Genomic DNA, 19,628 nt, shown 5'->3' on the forward strand with positions numbered 1-19,628 from the left:
CTTATTGTTTTTGGGGGAGTTAGAACGGTACCTTGCCCAGAATCATGTCGCGGTACATGACGAAATCCCCCAGCAGGCTGTAGAACGGATGCTGGAAAGTTGCCGGACGGTTCTTCTCAAAGAAGAAGTGCCCGACCCAGGCAAAGCTGTAGCCGGCCACCGGCAGTACCCACAGCAGCCACCAGGCGCCCTTGCCGATGGCGAACGCGAGAATAAAAATCACCAGGCTGGTGCCGATAAAATGCAGGCGCCGGCAGGTACTGTTGCCGTGCTCGCTCAGGTAATACGGGTAGAACTCGGCGAAGCTATTGAATTGTCTGATATTTTCCACGGTAGCCGGCCCTCTGGTTTTTGTTGTACCCGACGGATGTTCGGCGGGGAGCTTATTTGAGTCTAGAGTCATCACTGGCAAGGGCCAGTGACAATAGACGCCACTTTAGTATCCTTGGGTTCCTGGCTGCCGTTTTAGCCGTCCCTTCATACAACGCGTGCAAGAAAACGCCATGAACGAACGAACGACTTCTGCAAGTTGGGCGATGGGGATAGTCAAGGCGCTGGAGCTCGAAGGCCTGGATTGCCGCAGCCTGTTCAAACAGCTGGGCCTGGATTACAGCGCCCTGGATGACCCCGATGCGCGTTTCCCCCAGGACTCCATGACCCGGCTCTGGCAGCGGGCGGTGGAGGTGTCGGGCAATCCGGCCATCGGCCTGAATATGGGCAAGGTGGTGCGCCCGGCATCGTTTCATGTGGCGGGTTATGCCTTGATGTCCAGCAGCACCCTGGCCGAAGGGTTCGCCCGGCTGGTGCGCTACCAGCGGATCATTGCCGAAAGCGCTGACTTGAGCTTTCGCCTGTTGCCCGAAGGCTATGCGTTGATCCTCACGGTACACGGCGATCACCTGCCACCCACCCGGCAAAGCGCCGAGGCTTCGCTGGCATGTGCCCTGGCGTTATGTGGCTGGCTGACCGGGCGCACGTTGCAGCCGCGCAAGGTGTTGGTGCAGGGCGATCAGCCAGTGGATCTGGAACCTTATAAACAGGCCTTTCATGCGCCACTGGTGTTCAACGCGCCGTATGACGCGCTGATCTTCGAGCGAGCGGATATGGAAGCGCCGTTGCCCACGGCCAATGAGGCGATGGCGCTGCTGCATGATCGGTTTGCCGGGGAATACCTGGCGCGGTTTTCCGAGAGCCGGGTGACCCACAAGGCCCGCCAGGTATTGTGCCGGCTGTTGCCCCAGGGCGAACCCAAGCGTGAGGTGGTGGCGCAGACGTTGCACCTGTCCCAGCGCACGCTGCAGCGACGCTTGCAGGAGGAGGGCACCAGCTTCCAGGCCTTGCTCGACGACACCCGTCGCGAACTGGCTGAACAGTATTTGGCGCAGCCGAGCATGACCCTGCTGGAAATTGCCTATTTGCTGGGGTTTGCCGACCCGAGCAACTTCTTCCGCGCCTTTCGTCGCTGGTTCGATGCCACGCCCGGCGAGTACCGGGCGCGGTTGCTGGAGACGTCGGCGAGTGTCAGTGCCGCCAGAACGCCGGAATACACAGCACAAACACCGTGATGATCTCCAACCGACCCAGCAGCATGCCCAGGGACAGGATCCACTTGGCGGCATCCGGCAGGGTGGCGAAGTTACCGGCCGGGCCGATGGTCTCGCCCAGCCCCGGGCCCACGCCGGATACGGTACTGGCGGCGCCGGTCAAGGCGGTCATCCAGTCCACGCCCAGCAGGGACAGGGCCAGGGCGATCATGCAGATGGTAATGGCAAAGAAGAACGAGAACGTCAGGATCGACCGCACGATCTCTTCGTCCAGGCGATGGCCGTTGTATTTCTGCTTGATCACCGCCCGTGGGTGAATTAACTGATTCAAGTTGGCCTTGAGCAGGATATAGGCGACCTGGAAGCGGAAGATCTTGATCCCGCCCGCAGTGGAGCCCGAGCAACCGCCGACAAAACCCAGGTAGAAGAACAGCATCAGTGAGAAATTGCCCCACAGGCTGTAGTCGCCGAGGGCGAAGCCGGTGGTGGTGACCACGGACGTGACGTTCAGTGCCACATGGCGCAAGGCGTCCAGCCAATGCAGGTCGGTGGTCCACCAGTACCAGGTGCCGAGCACGATCCAGGTCACCAGTAGCATTGCGAGCAGGCCCTGCACCTGTTGGTCCCTGATCAGTGCCTTGCGGTTGCCGCGCAACGTGGCGACATACAAGGCAAACGGCAGGCTGCCCAGGATCATCACCACCACCGCCACCCAGTGCACCGCCGGTTGTTTCCAGTGGGCCAGGGACTCATCGGAGGTGGAGAAGCCGCCCGTGGAAATGGCCGACATCGCGTGGTTGATCGCGTCGAACAGGCCCATGCCGGCCCACCAGAACCCCAGGCTGCCGAGGATGGTGATACCGACATAGGCCGCCACGATCAGCCGCGCCACCATATGCGAGCGGGGCATGACTTTTTCGGAGCGGTCCGAGGATTCGGTCTGGAACAGGCGCATGCCACCGATGCGCAGCAGCGGCAGGATCGCTACCGCCATGCCGATAAAACCGATGCCGCCGAGCCAGTGCAGCATCGAGCGCCACATCAGGATCCCCGGCGACATGGTGTCCAGGCCACTGAGCACGGTGGCGCCAGTGGCGGTGATGCCAGACATGCTTTCAAAGAACGAGTCGGTATAGCTGATGTGCTGGGTCAGCAAAAACGGCAGCGCGGCAAAGATACATACCACCACCCAACTGCTGACGGTCAGCAGGTACATGTCCCGGGGGCGTAGTTGGACCTGCTCCGGGCGCCCGGGAATCACCAGGGCCAGGCCTGCGATAAAGGTGATCATGCTGGCCCAGAGAAAGGACGGCAGGTCGCTGGTGCGCTCGAAAAACACCAGGGTGGCCATGGGCACGACCATGGCGACCGCGAGGGTAATCAGGAAGATGCCGATGATGAAACCAATGATCCGCAGGGTCGGCATTGCCATGAATTGCGCTCGGGTGACAGTTGGAGGCGCCATTCTACCTACGGTGCAGGGCTTGTAAACCGGGGGCTGCAAAGCCTGCGCCGATCCCATGTAGGACTGGGCTTAATGTGGGAGCAGGCTTGTGGTAATAGCCAGGCATAAAAAAGGCGACCCGAAGGTCGCCTCATTCAAACAGCGCGGATCAGAACTCGTGATCAGCGTTGTCCGGGTTCAGGTCGCCGATCCCCAGCTTGCCGGCAGCCTGTTCGATGGAGCCGGTCTGCTTGACCAGGGCGGCGATGGCGTCGCGCACGATCTGGTTGCCTGCGGTATTGCCGGCGGCGATCAACTGGTCGTAGTGCTCACCCTTGTTGGCGTGGTCAACCATGACCTGGATCTTCGCTTCGGTAGCCGCCAGGTCAGCCTTGAGGGCTTCATCGGCGGCCGGGTCAACCTTGGCCACCAGCGACGACAGGCTGGCGCCGGTCAGCTTGGTGCCATCGGTGCGGGTGTATTCGCCCAGGTAAACGTTACGGATGCCCTTGGCATCGTAGAACTGCGAGTTGTGGGTGTTGTCGCTGAAGCAGTCGTGCTCGTCTTCCGGCGAATTGGCCTCCAGGGACACCTTCATGCGCTCGCCCGCCAGTTCACCCAGGGACAGGCTGCCCATGCCGAACAGCATCTTGCGCAGGCCGTCGGTGCCAGGTTCTGCTTCCAGGGTGGCGCGGTAGTTGTCTTCGACGTTGGGCTTCCAGTTGCCGACCATTTCTTCGAGGTCGCTGACCAGCAGTTGGGTCACGGCGCGCAGATAAGTGCGGCGACGCTCGTTATGACCGCCGGTGGCGCCGTCGCCTTGCAGGTAGTCCGACGCAGGACGGTTGCCGGCGCCAGGGCCGGTGCCGTTCAGGTCCTGGCCCCACAGCAGGAATTCGATGGCGTGGTAGCCGGTGGCGACGTTGGCTTCGGAGCCGCCCAGCTCATTGAGGCTGGCGAGTTTCTCCGGGGTGATTTCCTTGACGTCGATCTTGTCTTCGCCGACCTGGATCTCGGTGTTGGCAATGATGTTGGCGGTGGCGCCCGGGTTGCCGAGGGCGTGTTCGTAGGATTTGTCGACATAGTCGATCAAGCCTTCGTCCAGCGGCCAGGCGTTCACCTGACCTTCCCAATCATCAATGATGGTATTGCCGAAACGGAACACTTCGCTCTGCAGGTACGGAACGCGCGCGGCGATCCAGGCGGTGCGGGCGGCCTTCAGGGTCTCGTCGTTGGGGTTGGCGAGGAAGGTGTCGATCGCGGTCTGCAGGGTTTTTGCCGTGGATTCAGAGTCGCTGTACACCGCGAACACGATGTCTGCGTAGTGCGCGACGACCGCCTTGGCGGCAGCCTCGTCAACCTGGCCGGCGGTAGCGGCAGCCGCTGGAGCGGTAGTGCTGACAGCAGGCGTAGGCGCCTGAGGAGCGGCGGCCTTGTCTTTACCCTCGCCGCAACCGGCGAGAGAAATGGCGATGGCCAGCAGACTGGCGGTGGCCAGGGGCATACGAATCATGGCGAACATCCTGCTTCGGGAGTTGATCGGGGGCGCAGTGCGGCGCGCAAAACTGCGACATAATGCGAAAGATTTGCATTTTCTGTAAAGAGTTAACGCAGTAAAAAATTAACATTCCACTGCCAGCCACCCAAGGCGGTGCCTCGGGTGGCCATCATGGCTTTACAGGATAGCGGCGTTATTGCGCTCGGCTTGCTTGAGGTAGGCCACCAATTCCCGGGCCGGCAGGGGCTTGCTGTAGTGATAGCCCTGGCCTTCGTGGCAGCCTTCGTTGATGACGTAGGCTTCCTGCTCGGGAGTTTCCACGCCTTCGGCGATGACCTGCATGCCCAGGCTTTTGCCCAGTTGGATGATCGCCCGCACGATGGTGGCATCGTCGTCGTCATCCAGCAGGTCCTGGACGAAGCTCTTGTCGATCTTGATTTTGTCCAGGGGCAGGCTTTTCAGGTAACTGAGGGAGGAATAGCCGGTGCCGAAGTCGTCGATGGCAATCAGCGCACCGGAGCGGCGCAGGCTCAGCAAGTGTTGGGCGGCGGTGCTGATGTCGTCCATCAGGCCGGTTTCGGTGACTTCCAGCTCCAGGCTGCGCGGGGGCAGGCGATAGATCTGCAGCAGATTATTGACCACCCGTGGCAGCTCGGCGTGGTGCAGTTGCACCGTGGACAGGTTGACCGCCATGCGCAGCTCGGTGAACCCCAGGTCATGCCATTCGCGCAGTTGCCGGCAGGCCTGGTCCAGCACCCATTCGCCAATGGCAATGATAGTGCCGTTCTGTTCCGCCAGTGGGATAAACAGGTCGGGTGGCACCAGGCCGTGTTCCGGGTGCTGCCAGCGAATCAGCGCCTCGACGCCGACCACGCGATGATCGACATAGCTGATCTGCGGTTGGTACACCAAGTGAAACTGGTCGCGGCCCAAGGCCTCGCGCAAGTCTTTCTCCAGTTCGCGACGACGACGCATCTCGCTGTCGACACTGGCGATATAGAACTGGTAGCGATTGCGCGAGCGGCTCTTGGCCAGGGTCATGGTCTGCTCGGCCTTTTGCAGCAGCTTTTCGGTGCTGTCACCGTCCTCGGGGAACAAGGTGATACCGATGGTGGCGCGCAGGCGGATCTGTTCGTGATCGAGGGCGAATTCGGCTTCCAGGTCATCGAGGATGCTTTGTGCCAGTTCGGCGGCTTCGTAGGGTTGCTCGATATCGGCCTGCACCAGGGCAAACTGGTCGCCACCCAGGCGGGCGAGGGCGCCGAGCCGACCACTGTGGGCCCGCAGGCGGTCGGCCAGGGCTAGCAGCAATTGGTCGCCGGCCTGGTAGGTGTACTGCTCGTTGACGCTCTTGAAGTCATCCAGCCCCACGCATAACACGGCGACCCGGCGTTGCCGGCGCCCGGCGTCGATCAGGATCTTGTCCAACTGTTCTTGCAGTTTCTGGCGGTTGGGCAGGCCGGTGAGAAAGTCGTACTGGGCCATGCGTTGCAGGCTGTTTTCCGCCTCGTGACGCAGGTGGGTATTGCGCTCGATCGACGCCAGCAACTGGTTGGCGGTGTTGATCCACAGCCCCAGTTCATTCTTTTCGTGGCCCTTGAGCTGCGGGATCTTGTGCTCGCTGGGCCGGTCGGGGTTGATCGAGCTCAGGTGGCCGATGATCCGCGACAGTGGCTTGGTCAGCAGCCAGTGATAGACCAGGTACAGCACCAGCCCCATGGCCAGGGCGCGTAGCACCCCGGAGATGAAGATGATCACCGAATTGACGATAAAACCCTGGCCATAGGTGGCGGTGTCGAGGGTGATGCTCAGGTCACCGTAATACTCACTGTAAGGCCCGCGCCCCACCAGTGGGATGCTGAAGGTGCGTTCCTGGCCAAGAATCACGTCCGTCAGCCAGCGGCTGGGGGAGTGCTGCAGGTCCCGGCTCTTTTCGGCGAGCATGGGCTCGTTGGGATGGCCAATGGAGGCCATGCGCACCGCATCATCCTGGAACAGGCCTTCTATCACCTGCATGCCCATCTCACGGTCCAGGCTGTAGACGGCCTGGGTCGAGGGATCGCGAAACATGTCGAGGATGCGCTGGGCATCGCCTGCCACAGCCTGGCGCGTCTTGTAGGCATCAAAGACGATCTGCGCCACGCTCAGTGCAACGCCCACTATCAGTGCCGACAACAGCACCACCCGGAGCAACTTCACTGACAAGCTGTTTTTGAGTTCCAGCTTCAAAGGGTCATTCCTTGTTCCTTGCGGGTAGCCTCAATATGCCATGAGTATTGGCAATCCCGTGGTGGCAGTCAAAGGAACATTGAAGCGCAAGGTGCTTTGGACTTTGGCAGGAGAGCTTTTGACAGGCGCTACATAGAGGTGGGCGCCGCATGGAAGGGGTTACGGCGGTTATTGCGCTGAACCTTTGGTAGAACAGGAGGCGTGTTACATCCGCCTCCTCTTACGCCGCTTGGCTTGTTGCACCGTAGGGCGCGTGTTCCAGGCCTCTGGGAAGGAGCGTGGGGAGGCGCGTGGCGTTACTTATTCACCGCCGATTTTCACGGGGTTATTGTCTCCAGCCTGCGCCAGCATTGCAGACAGGTCCGGTTGATCTTCACCCTGGCCTTGGCCCTGGCTCTTGGACCCGCCACCCATCGCATCCATGATCCCTTTCATTGCTCCACCGATCATACCGCCTACTGCTTCGCCTATTCCGCCCATGATTGTAAGTTCTCCAGAATGGTATGAGAGGGATATTCCTCTCACTGCATAGGTGGCAACTTCCCGTCATTGAGTTCCACTTTTCCGTCTTTAGCGCCTACAAAAAAGCCCGGCAATCGCCGGGCTTTTTGTACTGTCAGTGTCACTTACGCAGTGAAGGTCTTGCCTTCGAACTGCTCGGCAACGAACTTCCAGTTGACCAGGTTCCAGAACGCTTCCACATACTTTGGACGCACGTTGCGGTAGTCAATGTAGTAGGCGTGTTCCCAGACGTCGCAGGTCAGCAGCGGGGTGTCGCCGCTGGTCAGCGGGTTGCCGGCGCCGATGGTGCTGGCCAGGGCCAGGGAACCGTCAGCCTTTTTCACCAGCCAGCCCCAACCGGAACCGAAGGTGCCGACGGATGTCTTGGTGAACTCTTCCTTGAACTTGTCGAACGAACCGAACGCGGTGTTGATCGCCTCGGCCAGTGCGCCAGTGGGTTGGCCGCCGGCGTTTGGCGCCAGGCAGTTCCAGTAGAAGGTGTGGTTCCAGACCTGGGCGGCGTTGTTGAAGATGCCACCCGAAGAGGACTTGACGATCTCTTCCAGGGTTTTGCCTTCGAACTCGGTGCCAGGCACCAGGTTGTTCAGGTTCACGACATAGGTGTTGTGGTGCTTGTCGTGGTGGAACTCCAGGGTTTCCTTGGAGATGTGCGGCTGCAGGGCATCGTGTGCGTACGGCAGCGGCGGCAATTCGAAAGCCATGATAATTCTCCTAATCAGGTCAGTTGCGGTGAGCGCAAGGCCGATCACGGGCGGCCAAACAAGCGCCGGGGAGTTTGTACTCTTTGCGGCGCAGGGTCTGGATCATAGCACCGGGGGTGCGGCAAAACCACGCAACAACTGTGTGGAATAGAGGTTCCAGAGCGTTTTGGAATAATCCTCAGGTGCTGATCAATTGATAGGCCACGCTGAACATCATCACCGCCACCAGCAGGTCCAGCAGGCGCCAGGTTGCCGGGCGCGCCAACCACGGGGCCAGCCATGCGGCGCCGAGGGCCAGGGCGGAAAACCACAGGAACGAAGCGCTGGCGGCGCCTGCCACATAGGCGCCCGGTTCGGTTTGCTGGGCGCCGAGGGAGCCGATCAGCAAAACGGTGTCCAGGTACACGTGCGGGTTGAGCAAGGTCACGGCCAGGGCACTGAGCATCACCGCGCGTAATGAGCGCACCTTGTGGCCTTCGCCTTGGCCCAGGCTTTGTTTAGAGCAGGCGCGGCGCAGGGCCAGGGCGCCGTACCACAGCAGGAACGCCGCACCGCCCCAGCGTGCAACGGCCAGCAACAACGGGTTATGCGCCAGGACCGTCGCCAGGCCAAACACCCCGGCGGCCACCAGCAGTGCATCACACACCACGCACAAGGCCGCCACGGGCAGGTGATGTTCGCGACGCAGGCTCTGGGCCAGGACAAACGCGTTTTGTGTACCGATGGCCATGATCAGCCCCAAGGCGACCAGCAGGCCGTTCACATAGCTTTGCCACATAGGGTTTACTCCGCGTTCGCTGCCAGTTGTTGCAACACAGCCATCGCCCGCTCGGCATCGTCGCGGCCCACAAACAGATGATCGTGGTAAAAGCCTGCGATCACATTGCAACTGATCCCGGCACGCCCCAGGGCGCTGGCGAAGGCGGCGGTCAAGCCGACGGCTTCCAGGGCCGAATGCACATTCAAGGTAATCCACGCCGCCACGTACTCGAAGGCGAGGCCGGCCTGCTCGGCCTGTTGGCGCTCGACAATCACCGTCAACCCTTCCTGTTCGCGAAAGCTGCCGATCACCTCGCAGTCGGGCAGGCGGTTGTCGGCCAGGGTGCAGAACACATAGTCGCCCGCGTTGAGTTGTGGGCTCATGCTGCGCAGCAGGGTTGCCAGGGCGGTTTCGCCAGCCATTGAGAAATCCTTGAAAGAAGATAGACACGGGATGCTGGTCATTCTCCGGTCTGGCGCTGTATAAGAAAAACAAATATTGCTCATCGCTCATTAGGAAAACTGATGTTCGACTATAAATTGCTTTCTGCCCTGGCGGCGGTGGTGGAACAGGCCGGTTTCGAGCGCGGCGCCCAGGTACTCGGGGTGTCGCAATCGGCGATCTCCCAGCGCATCAAATTGCTTGAAGCGCGCATCGGCCAACCGGTACTGGTGCGGGCGAGCCCGCCAACGCCCACGGAAATCGGCCGGCGCCTGCTCAACCATGTGCAGCAGGTGCGCCTGCTGGAGCGCGACCTGCAAAGCCAGGTGCCAGCGCTGGATGAAGAGGGCATGCCCGAGCGCCTGCGCATAGCCCTCAACGCCGACAGCCTGGCGACCTGGTGGGCCCAGGCGGTGGGCGACTTTTGCGCCGAGCAGCATGTGTTGCTGGACCTGGTGGTGGAGGACCAGACCGTCGGCCTTAAACGCATGCGCGCCGGCGAAGTGGCGGCCTGCGTCTGCGCCAGCGAGCGCCCGGTGGCCGGTGCCCGCAGCCTGCTGTTGGGAGCCATGCGCTATCGGGCGCTGGCCAGCCCGGCGTTTATCGCCCGGCACTTTCCCGGCGGAGTGCGAGCGGAGCAATTGGCACGCACCCCGGCGCTGGTGTTTGGCCCGGATGATTTTTTGCAACATCGCTACCTGGCATCGCTGGGCGTGGACGGCGGTTTCGAGCACCATTTATGCCCGTCCTCCGAAGGCTTTATCCGCCTGACCGAGGCCGGCCTGGGCTGGGGGCTGGTGCCGGAGTTGCAGGTGCGTGACCAGTTGCAGCGAGGCGTGCTGGTGGAGCTACTGCCAGATAAACCCATCGATGTGCCGTTGTACTGGCATCATTGGCGCAGTGGTGGGCAATTGCTTGGCTTGTTGACCGAGCATCTGGCACGGGCGACTGGTCAATTGTTGGTGCCGTTGGAGTGACTGTCGGCGTCAACGCAACGGCGATGAAAAATGAAAGAGCACGGAGTAACACATGAAAATTCTGGTCACCGGCGCAAGCGGCTTCATTGGCGGACGTTTTGCGCGTTTTGCCTTGGAGCAGGGCCTGGACGTGCGGGTCAACGGGCGACGGGCCGAAGGTGTCGAGCACCTGGTACGGCGCGGCGCCGAGTTTATCCAGGGTGATTTGAATGATGCGGATCTGGTACGCGACCTGTGCCGCGATGTCGAGGCTGTGGTCCATTGTGCCGGCGCCGTGGGAGTGTGGGGGCGTTATCAGGATTTCTATCAGGGCAATGTGCAGGTCACTGAAAACGTGGTCGAAGCCTGCCTGAAACAACGGGTCGGGCGCCTGGTGCACCTGTCGTCACCCTCGATCTATTTTGATGGCCGCGATCACCTGGGGCTGACTGAAGAGCAAGTGCCCAAGCGCTTCAAACACCCCTATGCGGCCACCAAGTACCTGGCCGAGCAAAAAGTCTTTGGCGCCCAGGAATTCGGTCTTGAAGTGCTGGCCCTGCGCCCGCGCTTTGTCACCGGTGCCGGTGATATGAGCATCTTCCCGCGCCTGTTGAAAATGCAGCGCAAGAACCGCCTGGCCATCGTCGGCGACGGCCTGAACAAGGTCGACTTCACCAGTGTGCACAACCTCAACGAGGCCCTGCTCAGCAGCCTGCTGGCCACGGGTTCGGCGCTGGGCAAAGCCTACAACATCAGTAATGGTGCGCCGGTGCCGGTGTGGGACGTGGTCAACTATGTGATGCGTCAGATGGAAATGCCCCAGGTCACCCGTTACCGCTCCTACGGTTTGTCCTACAGCGTCGCGGCGCTCAATGAAGCCTTTTGCGCGATGTGGCCGGGGCGCCCGGAGCCCTCCCTGTCACGCCTGGGGATGCAGGTGATGAACAAGGATTTCAGCCTCGATATCAGCCGTGCGCGGCACTACCTCGACTATCAGCCCAAGGTCAGCCTGTGGACTGCCCTCGATGAGTTTTGTCACTGGTGGAAAGTCCAGGAACCGGGGTCCAGGTAGAACCGGCAACACCGGGAACCGATTTTTCGGTTGCGGCTCGACCAAGGTGACGGGTCAGGGGTTTATACTCGCGCCGCTTGTTTTTTTTGTGGGGTTATTTCAAGGTTGATTCATGCGTAACGATACTAAAGACGACTTCGACAATGTGCCGAGCCTGCGTGCCGACGTTGGCGACGACGATGATTTTGTGCCAACTGCTGCCACGTCCATGCGTTCGCGCCCGGCCCCAGTGGTCAAGGTCAAGAGCGCCAGTACCGGGCCGTTGTGGGCCCTGGTCGGCGCGTTGTTGTTCGCCTTTGCAGGCCTGGCGTGGTGGAGCTTCCAGCAGATTTCCCTGATGGGGCAGCAACTGGTGGCGACCCAGGAGAGCTTTGCACGCATCAGCGAAGAGGCCGCTGGCCGTTTGCAGGATATTTCCGGCAAGGTGGTGGCCAGCGAAGCCAGCGTCAATACCGGCAGTGAAGCGCTGAAGCTGCAAATCAAGCAGTTGGAAAGCCAATTGCTGGAACAGGGCAAGCAGCAGTTGGGCGTGGCGGGCCAGGCCACTGACCTGGACCAGCGCCTGGCGCAGATGAGTGCCAGCACCACGGAACTGACCACCGCCAATACCCAGTTGCAGGCCCAGGTGCAAACCCTGGCGAGCGAACTGACGGCCCTCAAGGCTGCACAGGTTGAAGCTGGCAAGTTGAATGCCGAAGTCAAGGAACTGACCACGGATGTGGCGGCCTTGAAGAAGCAGGGTAATCCGGCCACGGCCATTGCCCGCCTGGAACAGGACCTGTTGGTGATCAAGAGCGAACTGGACAATCGTGCGGCCACCGAAGGGCCGTCGAATAAAGAGTTTGACGTGTTCCGCATCCAGACCACCCGCAACATCACCACCTTGCAGACCCAGATGCAGAACCTGCAACGGGAAATGAGCGCACCGGTCAAGTTCACGCCCCTGGGCCAGTAACCCCATTATTTTTGTAGGCGCCGGCTTGCCGGTGCCTACAAATGTCACTGTTCGGTGACATTTCCCATCCCTTTCGTTACATGTCCCTTCTCGGCCCTTGTTTAGACTGCGGTCATCCCACAAAAACAAAAAGGGCGACCCATGACCATCCAACCACTGCCTGCCAGCAGTTGGCTGAACGCACCAGCCCATCACGCCTGGCTTGCCGCCGAAGGCCAGCGCCTGCTGGCGTTTGCCAAGGCTTCCCGGCTGCCTGACGGCTTCGGCAACCTTGACGACCAGGGCCGCCTGCCCATCGATGCCCGTGCCGAAACCATGAACACCGCCCGAATGACCCACAGCTTCGCCATGGCCCACGCCCAGGGGCTGCCGGGGTATGCCGAGCTTGTGGAACACGGGGTTGCCAGCCTCGGCGGCCCGTTGCGTGATGCCGTGCATGGCGGCTGGTTTGCCGTTTCCGGTGCAGCAGATGGCAATACGGGCAAGGCCGCCTACCTGCACGCCTTTGTCGCCCTGGCCGCCAGTTCTGCGGTGGTGGCCGATGCTCCCGGAGCGCAAGCCTTGTTGGCGGATGCCATCCACATCATCAACCAGCATTTCTGGTGCGAGGAGGAGGGCGCCATGCTCGAATCCTTCGCCCAGGATTGGAGCGGCGAGGAAGCCTATCGCGGCGCCAACAGCAACATGCACGCCACCGAAGCCTTCCTTGCCCTGGCTGACGTGACCGGCGATAACCTCTGGCTGGGCCGGGCGTTGCGCATCGTTGAGCGAGTGATCCACCAGCACGCTGGCGCCAATGAATTTATGGTGATCGAACATTTCGACCGCTACTGGCAGCCCCTGCACCGTTACAACGAAGACAACCCGGCCGATGGCTTTCGCCCCTACGGCATCACCCCCGGCCATGGGTTCGAATGGGCGCGCCTGGTGCTGCACCTTGAAGCTGCGCGCCAGCAGGCGGGGCTGGTCACGCCCGGCTGGCTGCTGGACGCTGCCAAAGGCCTGTTCGCCAGCGCCTGCGAACATGGCTGGTCGGTGGACGGTGCCCCGGGCCTGGTCTACACCCTGGACTGGCACTCTCGCCCGGTGGTGCGCGAGCGCCTGCATTGGACCCACGCCGAAGCCAGCGCGGCTGCCCAGGCGTTGCTCAAACGCACGGGCGAGTGGCATTACGAGGTTTGGTACCGGCGGTTCTGGGAGTTCTGTGAAACCCGGTTTATCGACCGTGTCCATGGCAGTTGGCATCACGAACTCGATCCGCAAAACATGCCCGCCAGCAAGATCTGGGGCGGCAAGCCGGACCTGTACCATGCCTGGCAGGCGGTGTTGCTGCCTGGGCTGCCGTTATCGCCAAGCATGGCCAGTGCGCTGGGGGCCGGTCGTTATGTCACCAAGTGGTGACATTTGCCCGTCCCTTTGTTACGTGCCTGGCAAAAAACCCTGTTTAGAATCCTATGCAGCGCAAGCTCCAGACTTGCATGCATAACAACAAGAAAAAGGTACTCAGATGAACGCGATTAATCGCCTCGCCGTTGCTATTTCCATTGCCTCGTTGTTTCCCCTCAGTGCTTTTGCCGCCGACTCGAAAGGGACGGTTGAAGTTGTGCATTGGTGGACCTCGGGCGGTGAGAAGGCGGCGGTGGATGTCCTGAAGGCCCAAGTTGAGAAAGACGGCTTCACCTGGAAAGACGGGGCTGTTGCAGGTGGCGGCGGCGCCACCGCCATGACCGTGCTGAAAAGCCGCGCGGTCGCCGGCAACCCGCCAGGCGTTGCCCAGATCAAGGGCCCGGACATCCAGGAATGGGCGTCCACCGGGCTGCTCGATACCGACGTCCTCAAGGACGTGGCCAAGGCCGAGAAGTGGGATGGCCTGCTCGACAAAAAAGTCTCCGATACCGTGAAATACGAAGGCGATTACGTGGCCGTGCCGGTGAATATCCACCGCGTCAACTGGCTGTGGATCAACCCGCAAGTCTTCAAGAAAGCCGGCATCACCAAAAACCCTACGACCCTCGAAGAATTCTACGCCGCCGGCGACAAGCTCAAGGCCGCAGGCTTCATCCCGCTCGCCCACGGTGGCCAGCCTTGGCAGGACAGCACGGTGTTCGAAGCCGTGGTGCTGTCGGTCATGGGTGTCGATGGCTACAAGAAAGCCCTGGTCGACCTCGACAACGCAGCCCTGACCGGCCCGGACATGGTCAAGTCGCTGACTGAACTGAAGAAAGTCGCGACCTATATGGATGCCGACGGCAAGGGCCAGGACTGGAACCTGGAAGCCGCCAAGGTCATCAACGGCAAGGCCGGCATGCAGATCATGGGTGACTGGGCCAAGAGCGAGTGGACAGCGGCCAACAAAGTCGCCGGCAAGGATTACGAGTGCGTAGCCTTCCCTGGCACCGAAAAGGCCTTCACCTACAACATCGACTCCCTGGCGGTGTTCAAGCAGAAAGATGCCGGCACCTCGGCCGGTCAGCAGGACATTGCCAAAGTGGTGCTGGGCGAGAACTTCCAGAAGGTCTTCAGCATCAACAAAGGCTCGATCCCGGTGCGCAACGACATGCTCAGCGATATGGGCAAGTACGGTTTCGACGCCTGTGCCCAGACCGCTGCCAAGGACTTCCTGGCGGATGCCAAGTCCGGTGGCTTGCAGCCAAGCATGGCGCACAACATGGCGACCACTCTGGCGGTACAGGGTGCGTTCTTTGATGTGGTGACCAACTTCATCAACGACCCGAAAGCCGACCCGGCCGACACTGCCAAGAAGCTTGGCGCAGCGGTCAAGTCTGCCAAGTAACCCTTGGAAGGCTGGGCTTGAGTGTGGGAGCGGGCTTGCCCGCGATGCAGGCGCCTCGGTGTATCAATGACACCCAGGTGATGCCATCGCAGGCAAGCCAGCTCCCACCTAAAGCCGGCCCCCACTAGTCCCTTATTCCTTGCCCTGGATTTTCCCATGAGTTCTGTTGCTGTGTTCAGCAAGGCCTCGCCGTTCGATGCATTGCAGCGCTGGCTCCCTAAACTGGTGCTGGCGCCGAGCATGTTCATCGTTCTGGTGGGCTTCTATGGCTACATCCTGTGGACGTTCGTGCTGTCGTTCACTAACTCGACGTTCCTGCCGACCTATAAGTGGGTAGGCCTGGCGCAATATGCGCGTTTGTTCGACAACGATCGCTGGTGGGTGGCGAGCAAAAACCTGGCGCTGTTTGGCGGCATGTTTATCGGCATCACCCTGGTGATCGGCGTGCTGCTGGCGGTATTTCTCGACCAGCGCATCCGTCGCGAAGGTTTCATTCGCACTATTTACCTGTACCCGATGGCGCTCTCGATGATCGTCACCGGTACCGCCTGGAAATGGCTGCTCAACCCCGGCATGGGCCTGGACAAACTGCTGCGCGACTGGGGCTGGGAAGGCTTTCGCCTGGACTGGCTGATCGACCCGGACCGCGTGGTGTATTGCCTGGTGATTGCGGCGGTATGGCAAGCCTCGGGCTTTATCATGGCAATGTTCCTCGCCGGCTTGCGTGGGGTTGACCAATCGATCATCCGTGCCGCGCAGATCGACGGTGCGAGCCTGCCGCGCATCTACTGGAGCGTGGTGCTACCCAGCCTGCGTCCGGTGTTCTTCAGTGCGGTGATGATCCTCGCGCACATCGCGATCAAGAGCTTCGACCTGGTGGCTGCTATGACGGCCGGTGGCCCAGGTTATTCGTCCGACCTGCCGGCGATGTTCATGTACTCCTTCACCTTCAGTCGTGGCCAGATGGGCATGGGATCGGCCAGTGCGATCCTGATGCTCGGTGCGATCCTCGCGATCATTGTGCCTTACCTGTACTCCGAGCTGAGGACCAAGCGCCATGACTAGTCTCGCCAAACCTTCCATCAGCTTCAGCCGTGTCGCGATCCATGCGGTGTTGATCCTGGCCGTGGTGCTGTACCTGGTGCCGCTGGTGGTCATGCTGCTGACCAGTTTCAAGACCCCGGAAGACATCAGCACCGGCAACCTGCTGAGCTGGCCGACGGTGATTACCGGTATCGGCTGGGTCAAGGCCTGGGCCACGGTGAACGGTTACTTCTGGAACTCGTTCCTGATCACCGTCCCGGCGGTGTTGATCTCCACCACCATCGGTGCATTGAACGGCTATGTGCTGGCGATGTGGCGTTTCCGTGGCTCGCAGTTGTTCTTCGGCCTGTTGCTGTTCGGCTGCTTCCTGCCGTTCCAGACCGTCTTGCTGCCAGCCTCGTTCACCCTCGGCAAGATGGGCCTGGCCAGCACCACCACCGGCCTGGTGTTTGTGCATGTGGTCTACGGCCTGGCGTTCACCACGCTGTTCTTCCGTAACTACTACGTGAGCATTCCGGATGCGCTGGTCAAGGCGGCACGCCTGGATGGCGCAGGATTTTTCACCATTTTCCGTCGGATCATTCTGCCGATGTCGACCCCGATCATCATGGTCTGCCTGATTTGGCAGTTCACCCAGATCTGGAACGACTTCCTGTTTGGCGTGGTGTTCTCCAGTGGTGATTCGCAGCCGATCACGGTGGCGCTGAACAACCTGGTCAACACCAGCACCGGGGCCAAGGAATATAACGTTGATATGGCGGCGGCGATGATCGCCGGGCTGCCGACCCTGCTGGTCTATGTGGTCGCAGGCAAGTATTTCGTGCGCGGTCTCACGGCCGGCGCGGTCAAGGGGTAATCATGGCTACGCTCGAACTTCGCAACGTAAACAAGACCTATGGTGCCGGCCTGCCGGACACTCTGAAGAACATTGAACTGTCGATCAAGGACGGCGAATTCCTGATCCTCGTCGGGCCCTCGGGCTGCGGTAAATCCACCCTGATGAACTGCATCGCCGGCCTGGAAAACATCAGCGGCGGCGCGATCATGATCGGTGACCAGGACGTCAGCGGCATGAGCCCCAAGGACCGGGACATCGCCATGGTGTTCCAGTCCTACGCGCTGTACCCGACCATGAGCGTGCGCGAGAACATCGAATTCGGCCTGAAAATCCGCAAGATGAGCCAGCCGGCCATCGATGAGGAAGTGGCGCGGGTGGCCAAGCTGCTGCAGATCGAGCACCTGCTCAATCGCAAGCCAGGCCAGCTCTCGGGTGGCCAGCAGCAGCGGGTGGCCATGGGCCGGGCCTTGGCGCGGCGGCCGAAGATCTACTTGTTCGACGAACCGCTGTCCAACCTCGATGCCAAGCTGCGCGTCGAGATGCGCACCGAAATGAAACTGATGCACCAGCGCCTAAAAACCACCACGGTCTACGTGACCCACGACCAGATCGAAGCCATGACCCTGGGCGACAAAGTGGCGGTGATGAAGGACGGCATCATCCAGCAATTCGGCACGCCGAAAGAGATCTACAACGATCCGGCCAACCTGTTTGTCGCCAGCTTCATTGGCTCGCCGCCGATGAACTTCATTCCCCTGCGTTTGCAGCGCAAGGAAGGCCGCCTGCTGGCCCTGCTCGACAGCGGCCAGGCGCGTTGCGAGTTGCCGCTGGGCATGAGCGATGCGGGTCTTGAAGAGCGTGACGTGATCCTCGGCCTGCGCCCGGAACAGATTGTTTTGGCCGCCGGTGAAGGCAATGGTTTGCCGAGCATTCGTGCCGAGGTCCAGGTCACTGAGCCCACCGGCCCGGACACCCTGGTGTTCGTCCAGCTCAATGACACCAAGGTCTGCTGCCGCCTGGCGCCGGATGTGGCACCGCAAGTGGGCGAGAGCCTGACCTTGCAGTTCGATCCGGCCAAGGTGCTGCTGTTTGACGCCAAGACCGGCGAGCGCCTGGGCACTGCCGCCTCGCAACCGCTGCAACACGCCGACAACGTCACCCAATTCAAGGGCCGCTGAAGATCAATAACTGTAGGAGCGAGCTTGCTCGCGAAAAACGTGAGAGCGCCGCGTTCATCCAAGATGCCCGCGTCAGGGTTAACGATCTTCGCGAGCAAGCTCGCTCCTACAGGGATGCTTGTTTCAGATAAAAATAGATGTAAACCGCGTTAGATAAAAACAGTTAATAACAATAAAGACGAGGATGTAGGGATGAAAAAGCAACACAACAACACCCGGCTGATCTGCCAACTGTCAGCGGCAGCAGCCCTGGTCTTGTCTGCCAATGCGATGGCGGACGATGCCTTCAGTGCCGACTCCAAGTGGATGACCGGCGATTGGGGCGGTGAGCGTACCAAGCTGATCGAGCAAGGTATCGACATCAAGGCTGACTACGTTGGGGAGGCGGGCTACAACGCGCGCGGCGGCTACAACGATGACAAAACCGGGCGTTACGCTGACCAGTTTGGCCTTGGGGTCGCGCTGGACCTGCAAAAACTCTGGGGCTGGGACAACACCCAGGCCAAGATCCAGATGACCAGCCGTAATGGCCGCAACATCTCCAATGACCGTATTGGCGATCCGCGTGCCGGCACCTTGAGTTCGTCGCAAGAAGTGTATGGCCGTGGCCACATGGTGCGTCTGACCCAGTTCTGGATCCAGCACCAGATGTTCGACAAAAAACTGGACGTGAAGCTCGGTTACTTCGGTGAAGGCGAAGACTTCAACACCTTCCCGTGCGAGTTCCAGAACCTGTCGTTCTGCGGCTCCCAGGTCGGTAACTACGTCAACACCTGGTACAACTGGCCGGTCAGCCAGGCCGCTATCCGCGTGAAGTACCACATCACCCCTGAACTGTATGCGCAGATCGGTGCGTACAACCAAAACCCATCGCAGTTGGAGCACGGCAACGGCTTCAAACTCAGCGGCAGTGGCACCAAAGGCACCGTGATCCCGGTGGAGTTGGTCTGGTCGCCGAAGGTCAATAACCTGCCGGGCGAATACCGTGTGGGTTACTACAAGAGCGCCGCGGATGCACCTGATGTGCGTGAGGACGTCAACGGCAATGATGCCGCCACCACTGGCGCTGACTACCGCACCCGCAGCAGCAAGAAAGGCTACTGGTTCGTTGCGCAACAGCAACTCACCACCCATAACGGCGACGCGTCTCGTGGTCTGAATATCGCGGCCAACGCCACGTTCCACGACAAAGAAACCAACACCGTCGATAACTACCAGTCGATCATGCTGGTGTACAAAGGCCCATTTGACGCGCGTCCAAAAGATGACGTAGGTATTGGCGCCGCACGTCTGCACGTCAACGAAGATGTGAAGAAAAACGCCGAGCTGCGCAACATTTCCAACGGTGTGAGTGACTACGACAATGCGCGGTTCTCGCCTCTGCGCGAAACCGAGTACAACTTCGAAATCAACTACGGCTTCCACGTCACCAACTGGCTGACCGTGCGTCCCAACCTGCAATACGTTGTCCAACCGGGCGGCGTGGATAAAGTCGATAACGCGCTGGTGGCCGGCCTGAAAATTCAGTCGGTGTTCTAACGCTGTTGCGATAAGCTCCTTCTCTCTGTGCGCATTTGCGGGTAGCCATGGCTATCCGCTTTTTTTTGCTGTAGGAGCGAGCTTGCTCGCGAAAAATTCAAGGGCACCACGTT

At 60.6% G+C, this 19,628-nt stretch carries 18 protein-coding genes and 1 pseudogene; 10 read left to right on the forward strand and 9 right to left on the reverse strand.

What is annotated here, in order from left to right:
• Nucleotides 1-19: 19 nt before the first annotated feature.
• Nucleotides 20-331 (reverse strand): DUF962 domain-containing protein, encoded by a 312-nt coding sequence (locus H097_RS22390; protein ID WP_032862542.1) that lies wholly within the window; start codon nucleotides 329-331, stop codon nucleotides 20-22.
• Nucleotides 332-503: 172 nt separating this feature from the next.
• Here H097_RS22390 and H097_RS22395 point away from each other — a divergent pair, with 172 nt between their 5' ends.
• Nucleotides 504-1,565, forward strand: coding sequence for an AraC family transcriptional regulator (locus tag H097_RS22395; RefSeq protein ID WP_082445657.1), 1,062 nt, complete (start codon nucleotides 504-506; stop codon nucleotides 1,563-1,565).
• Here H097_RS22395 and H097_RS22400 read toward each other — a convergent pair.
• The 7 genes from H097_RS22400 to H097_RS22430 form a co-directional block, all read right to left on the reverse strand.
• Nucleotides 1,522-2,976, reverse strand: a complete 1,455-nt coding sequence (locus H097_RS22400; protein ID WP_032862544.1) for a TrkH family potassium uptake protein — start codon at nucleotides 2,974-2,976, stop codon at nucleotides 1,522-1,524. The two genes, H097_RS22395 and H097_RS22400, sit on opposite strands and share 44 nt — an antisense overlap.
• 181 nt (nucleotides 2,977-3,157) lie before the next feature.
• A complete protein-coding gene (locus tag H097_RS22405; RefSeq protein WP_032862545.1) occupies nucleotides 3,158-4,501 on the reverse strand; it encodes an imelysin family protein in 1,344 nt (447 codons plus the stop codon).
• 162 nt (nucleotides 4,502-4,663) lie between these two features.
• Nucleotides 4,664-6,715 carry a GGDEF domain-containing phosphodiesterase gene (locus H097_RS22410; protein ID WP_032862546.1) on the reverse strand — a complete coding sequence of 684 codons (2,052 nt, stop codon included), beginning with the start codon at nucleotides 6,713-6,715 and terminating at the stop codon, nucleotides 4,664-4,666.
• 300 nt (nucleotides 6,716-7,015) lie between these two features.
• Nucleotides 7,016-7,195, reverse strand: a complete 180-nt coding sequence (locus tag H097_RS22415) for a hypothetical protein (protein WP_032862547.1) — start codon at nucleotides 7,193-7,195, stop codon at nucleotides 7,016-7,018.
• Between the two features lie 146 nt (nucleotides 7,196-7,341).
• Nucleotides 7,342-7,938, reverse strand: coding sequence for a Fe-Mn family superoxide dismutase (locus H097_RS22420; protein ID WP_032862548.1), 597 nt, complete (start codon nucleotides 7,936-7,938; stop codon nucleotides 7,342-7,344).
• Between the two features lie 178 nt (nucleotides 7,939-8,116).
• Nucleotides 8,117-8,716, reverse strand: coding sequence for a LysE/ArgO family amino acid transporter (locus H097_RS22425; RefSeq protein WP_032862549.1), 600 nt, complete (start codon nucleotides 8,714-8,716; stop codon nucleotides 8,117-8,119).
• A gap of 5 nt (nucleotides 8,717-8,721) precedes the next feature.
• Nucleotides 8,722-9,120, reverse strand: coding sequence for an ACT domain-containing protein (locus tag H097_RS22430; protein ID WP_032862550.1), 399 nt, complete (start codon nucleotides 9,118-9,120; stop codon nucleotides 8,722-8,724).
• 102 nt (nucleotides 9,121-9,222) lie between these two features.
• On the opposite strand from H097_RS22430, the gene H097_RS22435 reads away from it, so the two are divergent.
• The 8 genes from H097_RS22435 (at nucleotide 9,223) to H097_RS22470 (ending at nucleotide 17,976) form a co-directional block, all read left to right on the forward strand.
• Nucleotides 9,223-10,116, forward strand: a complete 894-nt coding sequence (locus H097_RS22435; protein ID WP_032862551.1) for a LysR family transcriptional regulator ArgP — start codon at nucleotides 9,223-9,225, stop codon at nucleotides 10,114-10,116.
• A gap of 52 nt (nucleotides 10,117-10,168) precedes the next feature.
• Complete coding sequence (locus tag H097_RS22440) at nucleotides 10,169-11,167, forward strand: NAD(P)-dependent oxidoreductase (protein WP_032862552.1); 999 nt, start codon at nucleotides 10,169-10,171, stop codon at nucleotides 11,165-11,167.
• Between the two features lie 112 nt (nucleotides 11,168-11,279).
• Nucleotides 11,280-12,122, forward strand: a complete 843-nt coding sequence (locus tag H097_RS22445) for an ATPase (protein WP_032862553.1) — start codon at nucleotides 11,280-11,282, stop codon at nucleotides 12,120-12,122.
• Between the two features lie 141 nt (nucleotides 12,123-12,263).
• Complete coding sequence (locus H097_RS22450; protein ID WP_032862554.1) at nucleotides 12,264-13,523, forward strand: AGE family epimerase/isomerase; 1,260 nt, start codon at nucleotides 12,264-12,266, stop codon at nucleotides 13,521-13,523.
• 106 nt (nucleotides 13,524-13,629) lie between these two features.
• Nucleotides 13,630-14,916 (forward strand): ABC transporter substrate-binding protein, encoded by a 1,287-nt coding sequence (locus H097_RS22455; protein ID WP_032862555.1) that lies wholly within the window; start codon nucleotides 13,630-13,632, stop codon nucleotides 14,914-14,916.
• Between the two features lie 156 nt (nucleotides 14,917-15,072).
• Complete coding sequence (locus tag H097_RS22460; RefSeq protein WP_029296391.1) at nucleotides 15,073-15,981, forward strand: sugar ABC transporter permease; 909 nt, start codon at nucleotides 15,073-15,075, stop codon at nucleotides 15,979-15,981.
• Nucleotides 15,974-16,816 (forward strand): carbohydrate ABC transporter permease, encoded by an 843-nt coding sequence (locus H097_RS22465; RefSeq protein ID WP_029296393.1) that lies wholly within the window; start codon nucleotides 15,974-15,976, stop codon nucleotides 16,814-16,816. Before H097_RS22460 ends, H097_RS22465 begins: the two co-directional genes overlap by 8 nt.
• Nucleotides 16,817-16,818: 2 nt before the next feature.
• Nucleotides 16,819-17,976 (forward strand): ABC transporter ATP-binding protein, encoded by a 1,158-nt coding sequence (locus tag H097_RS22470; RefSeq protein ID WP_032862556.1) that lies wholly within the window; start codon nucleotides 16,819-16,821, stop codon nucleotides 17,974-17,976.
• Nucleotides 17,977-17,984: 8 nt separating this feature from the next.
• Here H097_RS22470 and H097_RS28905 read toward each other — a convergent pair.
• A pseudogene (locus H097_RS28905) lies at nucleotides 17,985-18,092 on the reverse strand (outer membrane lipoprotein carrier protein LolA); the annotation flags it as partial.
• Nucleotides 18,093-18,168: 76 nt separating this feature from the next.
• On the opposite strand from H097_RS28905, the gene H097_RS22475 reads away from it, so the two are divergent.
• Nucleotides 18,169-19,515 (forward strand): carbohydrate porin, encoded by a 1,347-nt coding sequence (locus tag H097_RS22475; RefSeq protein WP_032862557.1) that lies wholly within the window; start codon nucleotides 18,169-18,171, stop codon nucleotides 19,513-19,515.
• Nucleotides 19,516-19,628 lie beyond the last annotated feature (113 nt).

The sequence above is a fragment of the Pseudomonas sp. FH4 genome (assembly GCF_000510915.2).
GTDB lineage: Bacteria > Pseudomonadota > Gammaproteobacteria > Pseudomonadales > Pseudomonadaceae > Aquipseudomonas > Aquipseudomonas brenneri.

Excerpts from the sequence above, each read along its gene's own strand:
- H097_RS22400 (WP_032862544.1), bottom strand. The coding sequence starts at position 2,976 with ATGGCAATGCCGACCCTGCGGATCATTGGTTTCATCATCGGCATCTTC.
- H097_RS22415 (WP_032862547.1), bottom strand. The coding sequence starts at position 7,195 with ATGGGCGGAATAGGCGAAGCAGTAGGCGGTATGATCGGTGGAGCAATG.
- H097_RS22425 (WP_032862549.1), bottom strand. The coding sequence starts at position 8,716 with ATGTGGCAAAGCTATGTGAACGGCCTGCTGGTCGCCTTGGGGCTGATC.
- H097_RS22450 (WP_032862554.1), top strand. The coding sequence starts at position 12,264 with ATGACCATCCAACCACTGCCTGCCAGCAGTTGGCTGAACGCACCAGCC.
- H097_RS22395 (WP_082445657.1), top strand. The coding sequence starts at position 504 with ATGAACGAACGAACGACTTCTGCAAGTTGGGCGATGGGGATAGTCAAG.
- H097_RS22440 (WP_032862552.1), top strand. The coding sequence starts at position 10,169 with ATGAAAATTCTGGTCACCGGCGCAAGCGGCTTCATTGGCGGACGTTTT.
- H097_RS22445 (WP_032862553.1), top strand. The coding sequence starts at position 11,280 with ATGCGTAACGATACTAAAGACGACTTCGACAATGTGCCGAGCCTGCGT.
- H097_RS22420 (WP_032862548.1), bottom strand. The coding sequence starts at position 7,938 with ATGGCTTTCGAATTGCCGCCGCTGCCGTACGCACACGATGCCCTGCAG.
- H097_RS22475 (WP_032862557.1), top strand. The coding sequence starts at position 18,169 with ATGAAAAAGCAACACAACAACACCCGGCTGATCTGCCAACTGTCAGCG.
- H097_RS22455 (WP_032862555.1), top strand. The coding sequence starts at position 13,630 with ATGAACGCGATTAATCGCCTCGCCGTTGCTATTTCCATTGCCTCGTTG.
- H097_RS22470 (WP_032862556.1), top strand. The coding sequence starts at position 16,819 with ATGGCTACGCTCGAACTTCGCAACGTAAACAAGACCTATGGTGCCGGC.
- H097_RS22465 (WP_029296393.1), top strand. The coding sequence starts at position 15,974 with ATGACTAGTCTCGCCAAACCTTCCATCAGCTTCAGCCGTGTCGCGATC.
- H097_RS22460 (WP_029296391.1), top strand. The coding sequence starts at position 15,073 with ATGAGTTCTGTTGCTGTGTTCAGCAAGGCCTCGCCGTTCGATGCATTG.
- H097_RS22430 (WP_032862550.1), bottom strand. The coding sequence starts at position 9,120 with ATGGCTGGCGAAACCGCCCTGGCAACCCTGCTGCGCAGCATGAGCCCA.
- H097_RS22405 (WP_032862545.1), bottom strand. The coding sequence starts at position 4,501 with ATGATTCGTATGCCCCTGGCCACCGCCAGTCTGCTGGCCATCGCCATT.
- H097_RS22435 (WP_032862551.1), top strand. The coding sequence starts at position 9,223 with ATGTTCGACTATAAATTGCTTTCTGCCCTGGCGGCGGTGGTGGAACAG.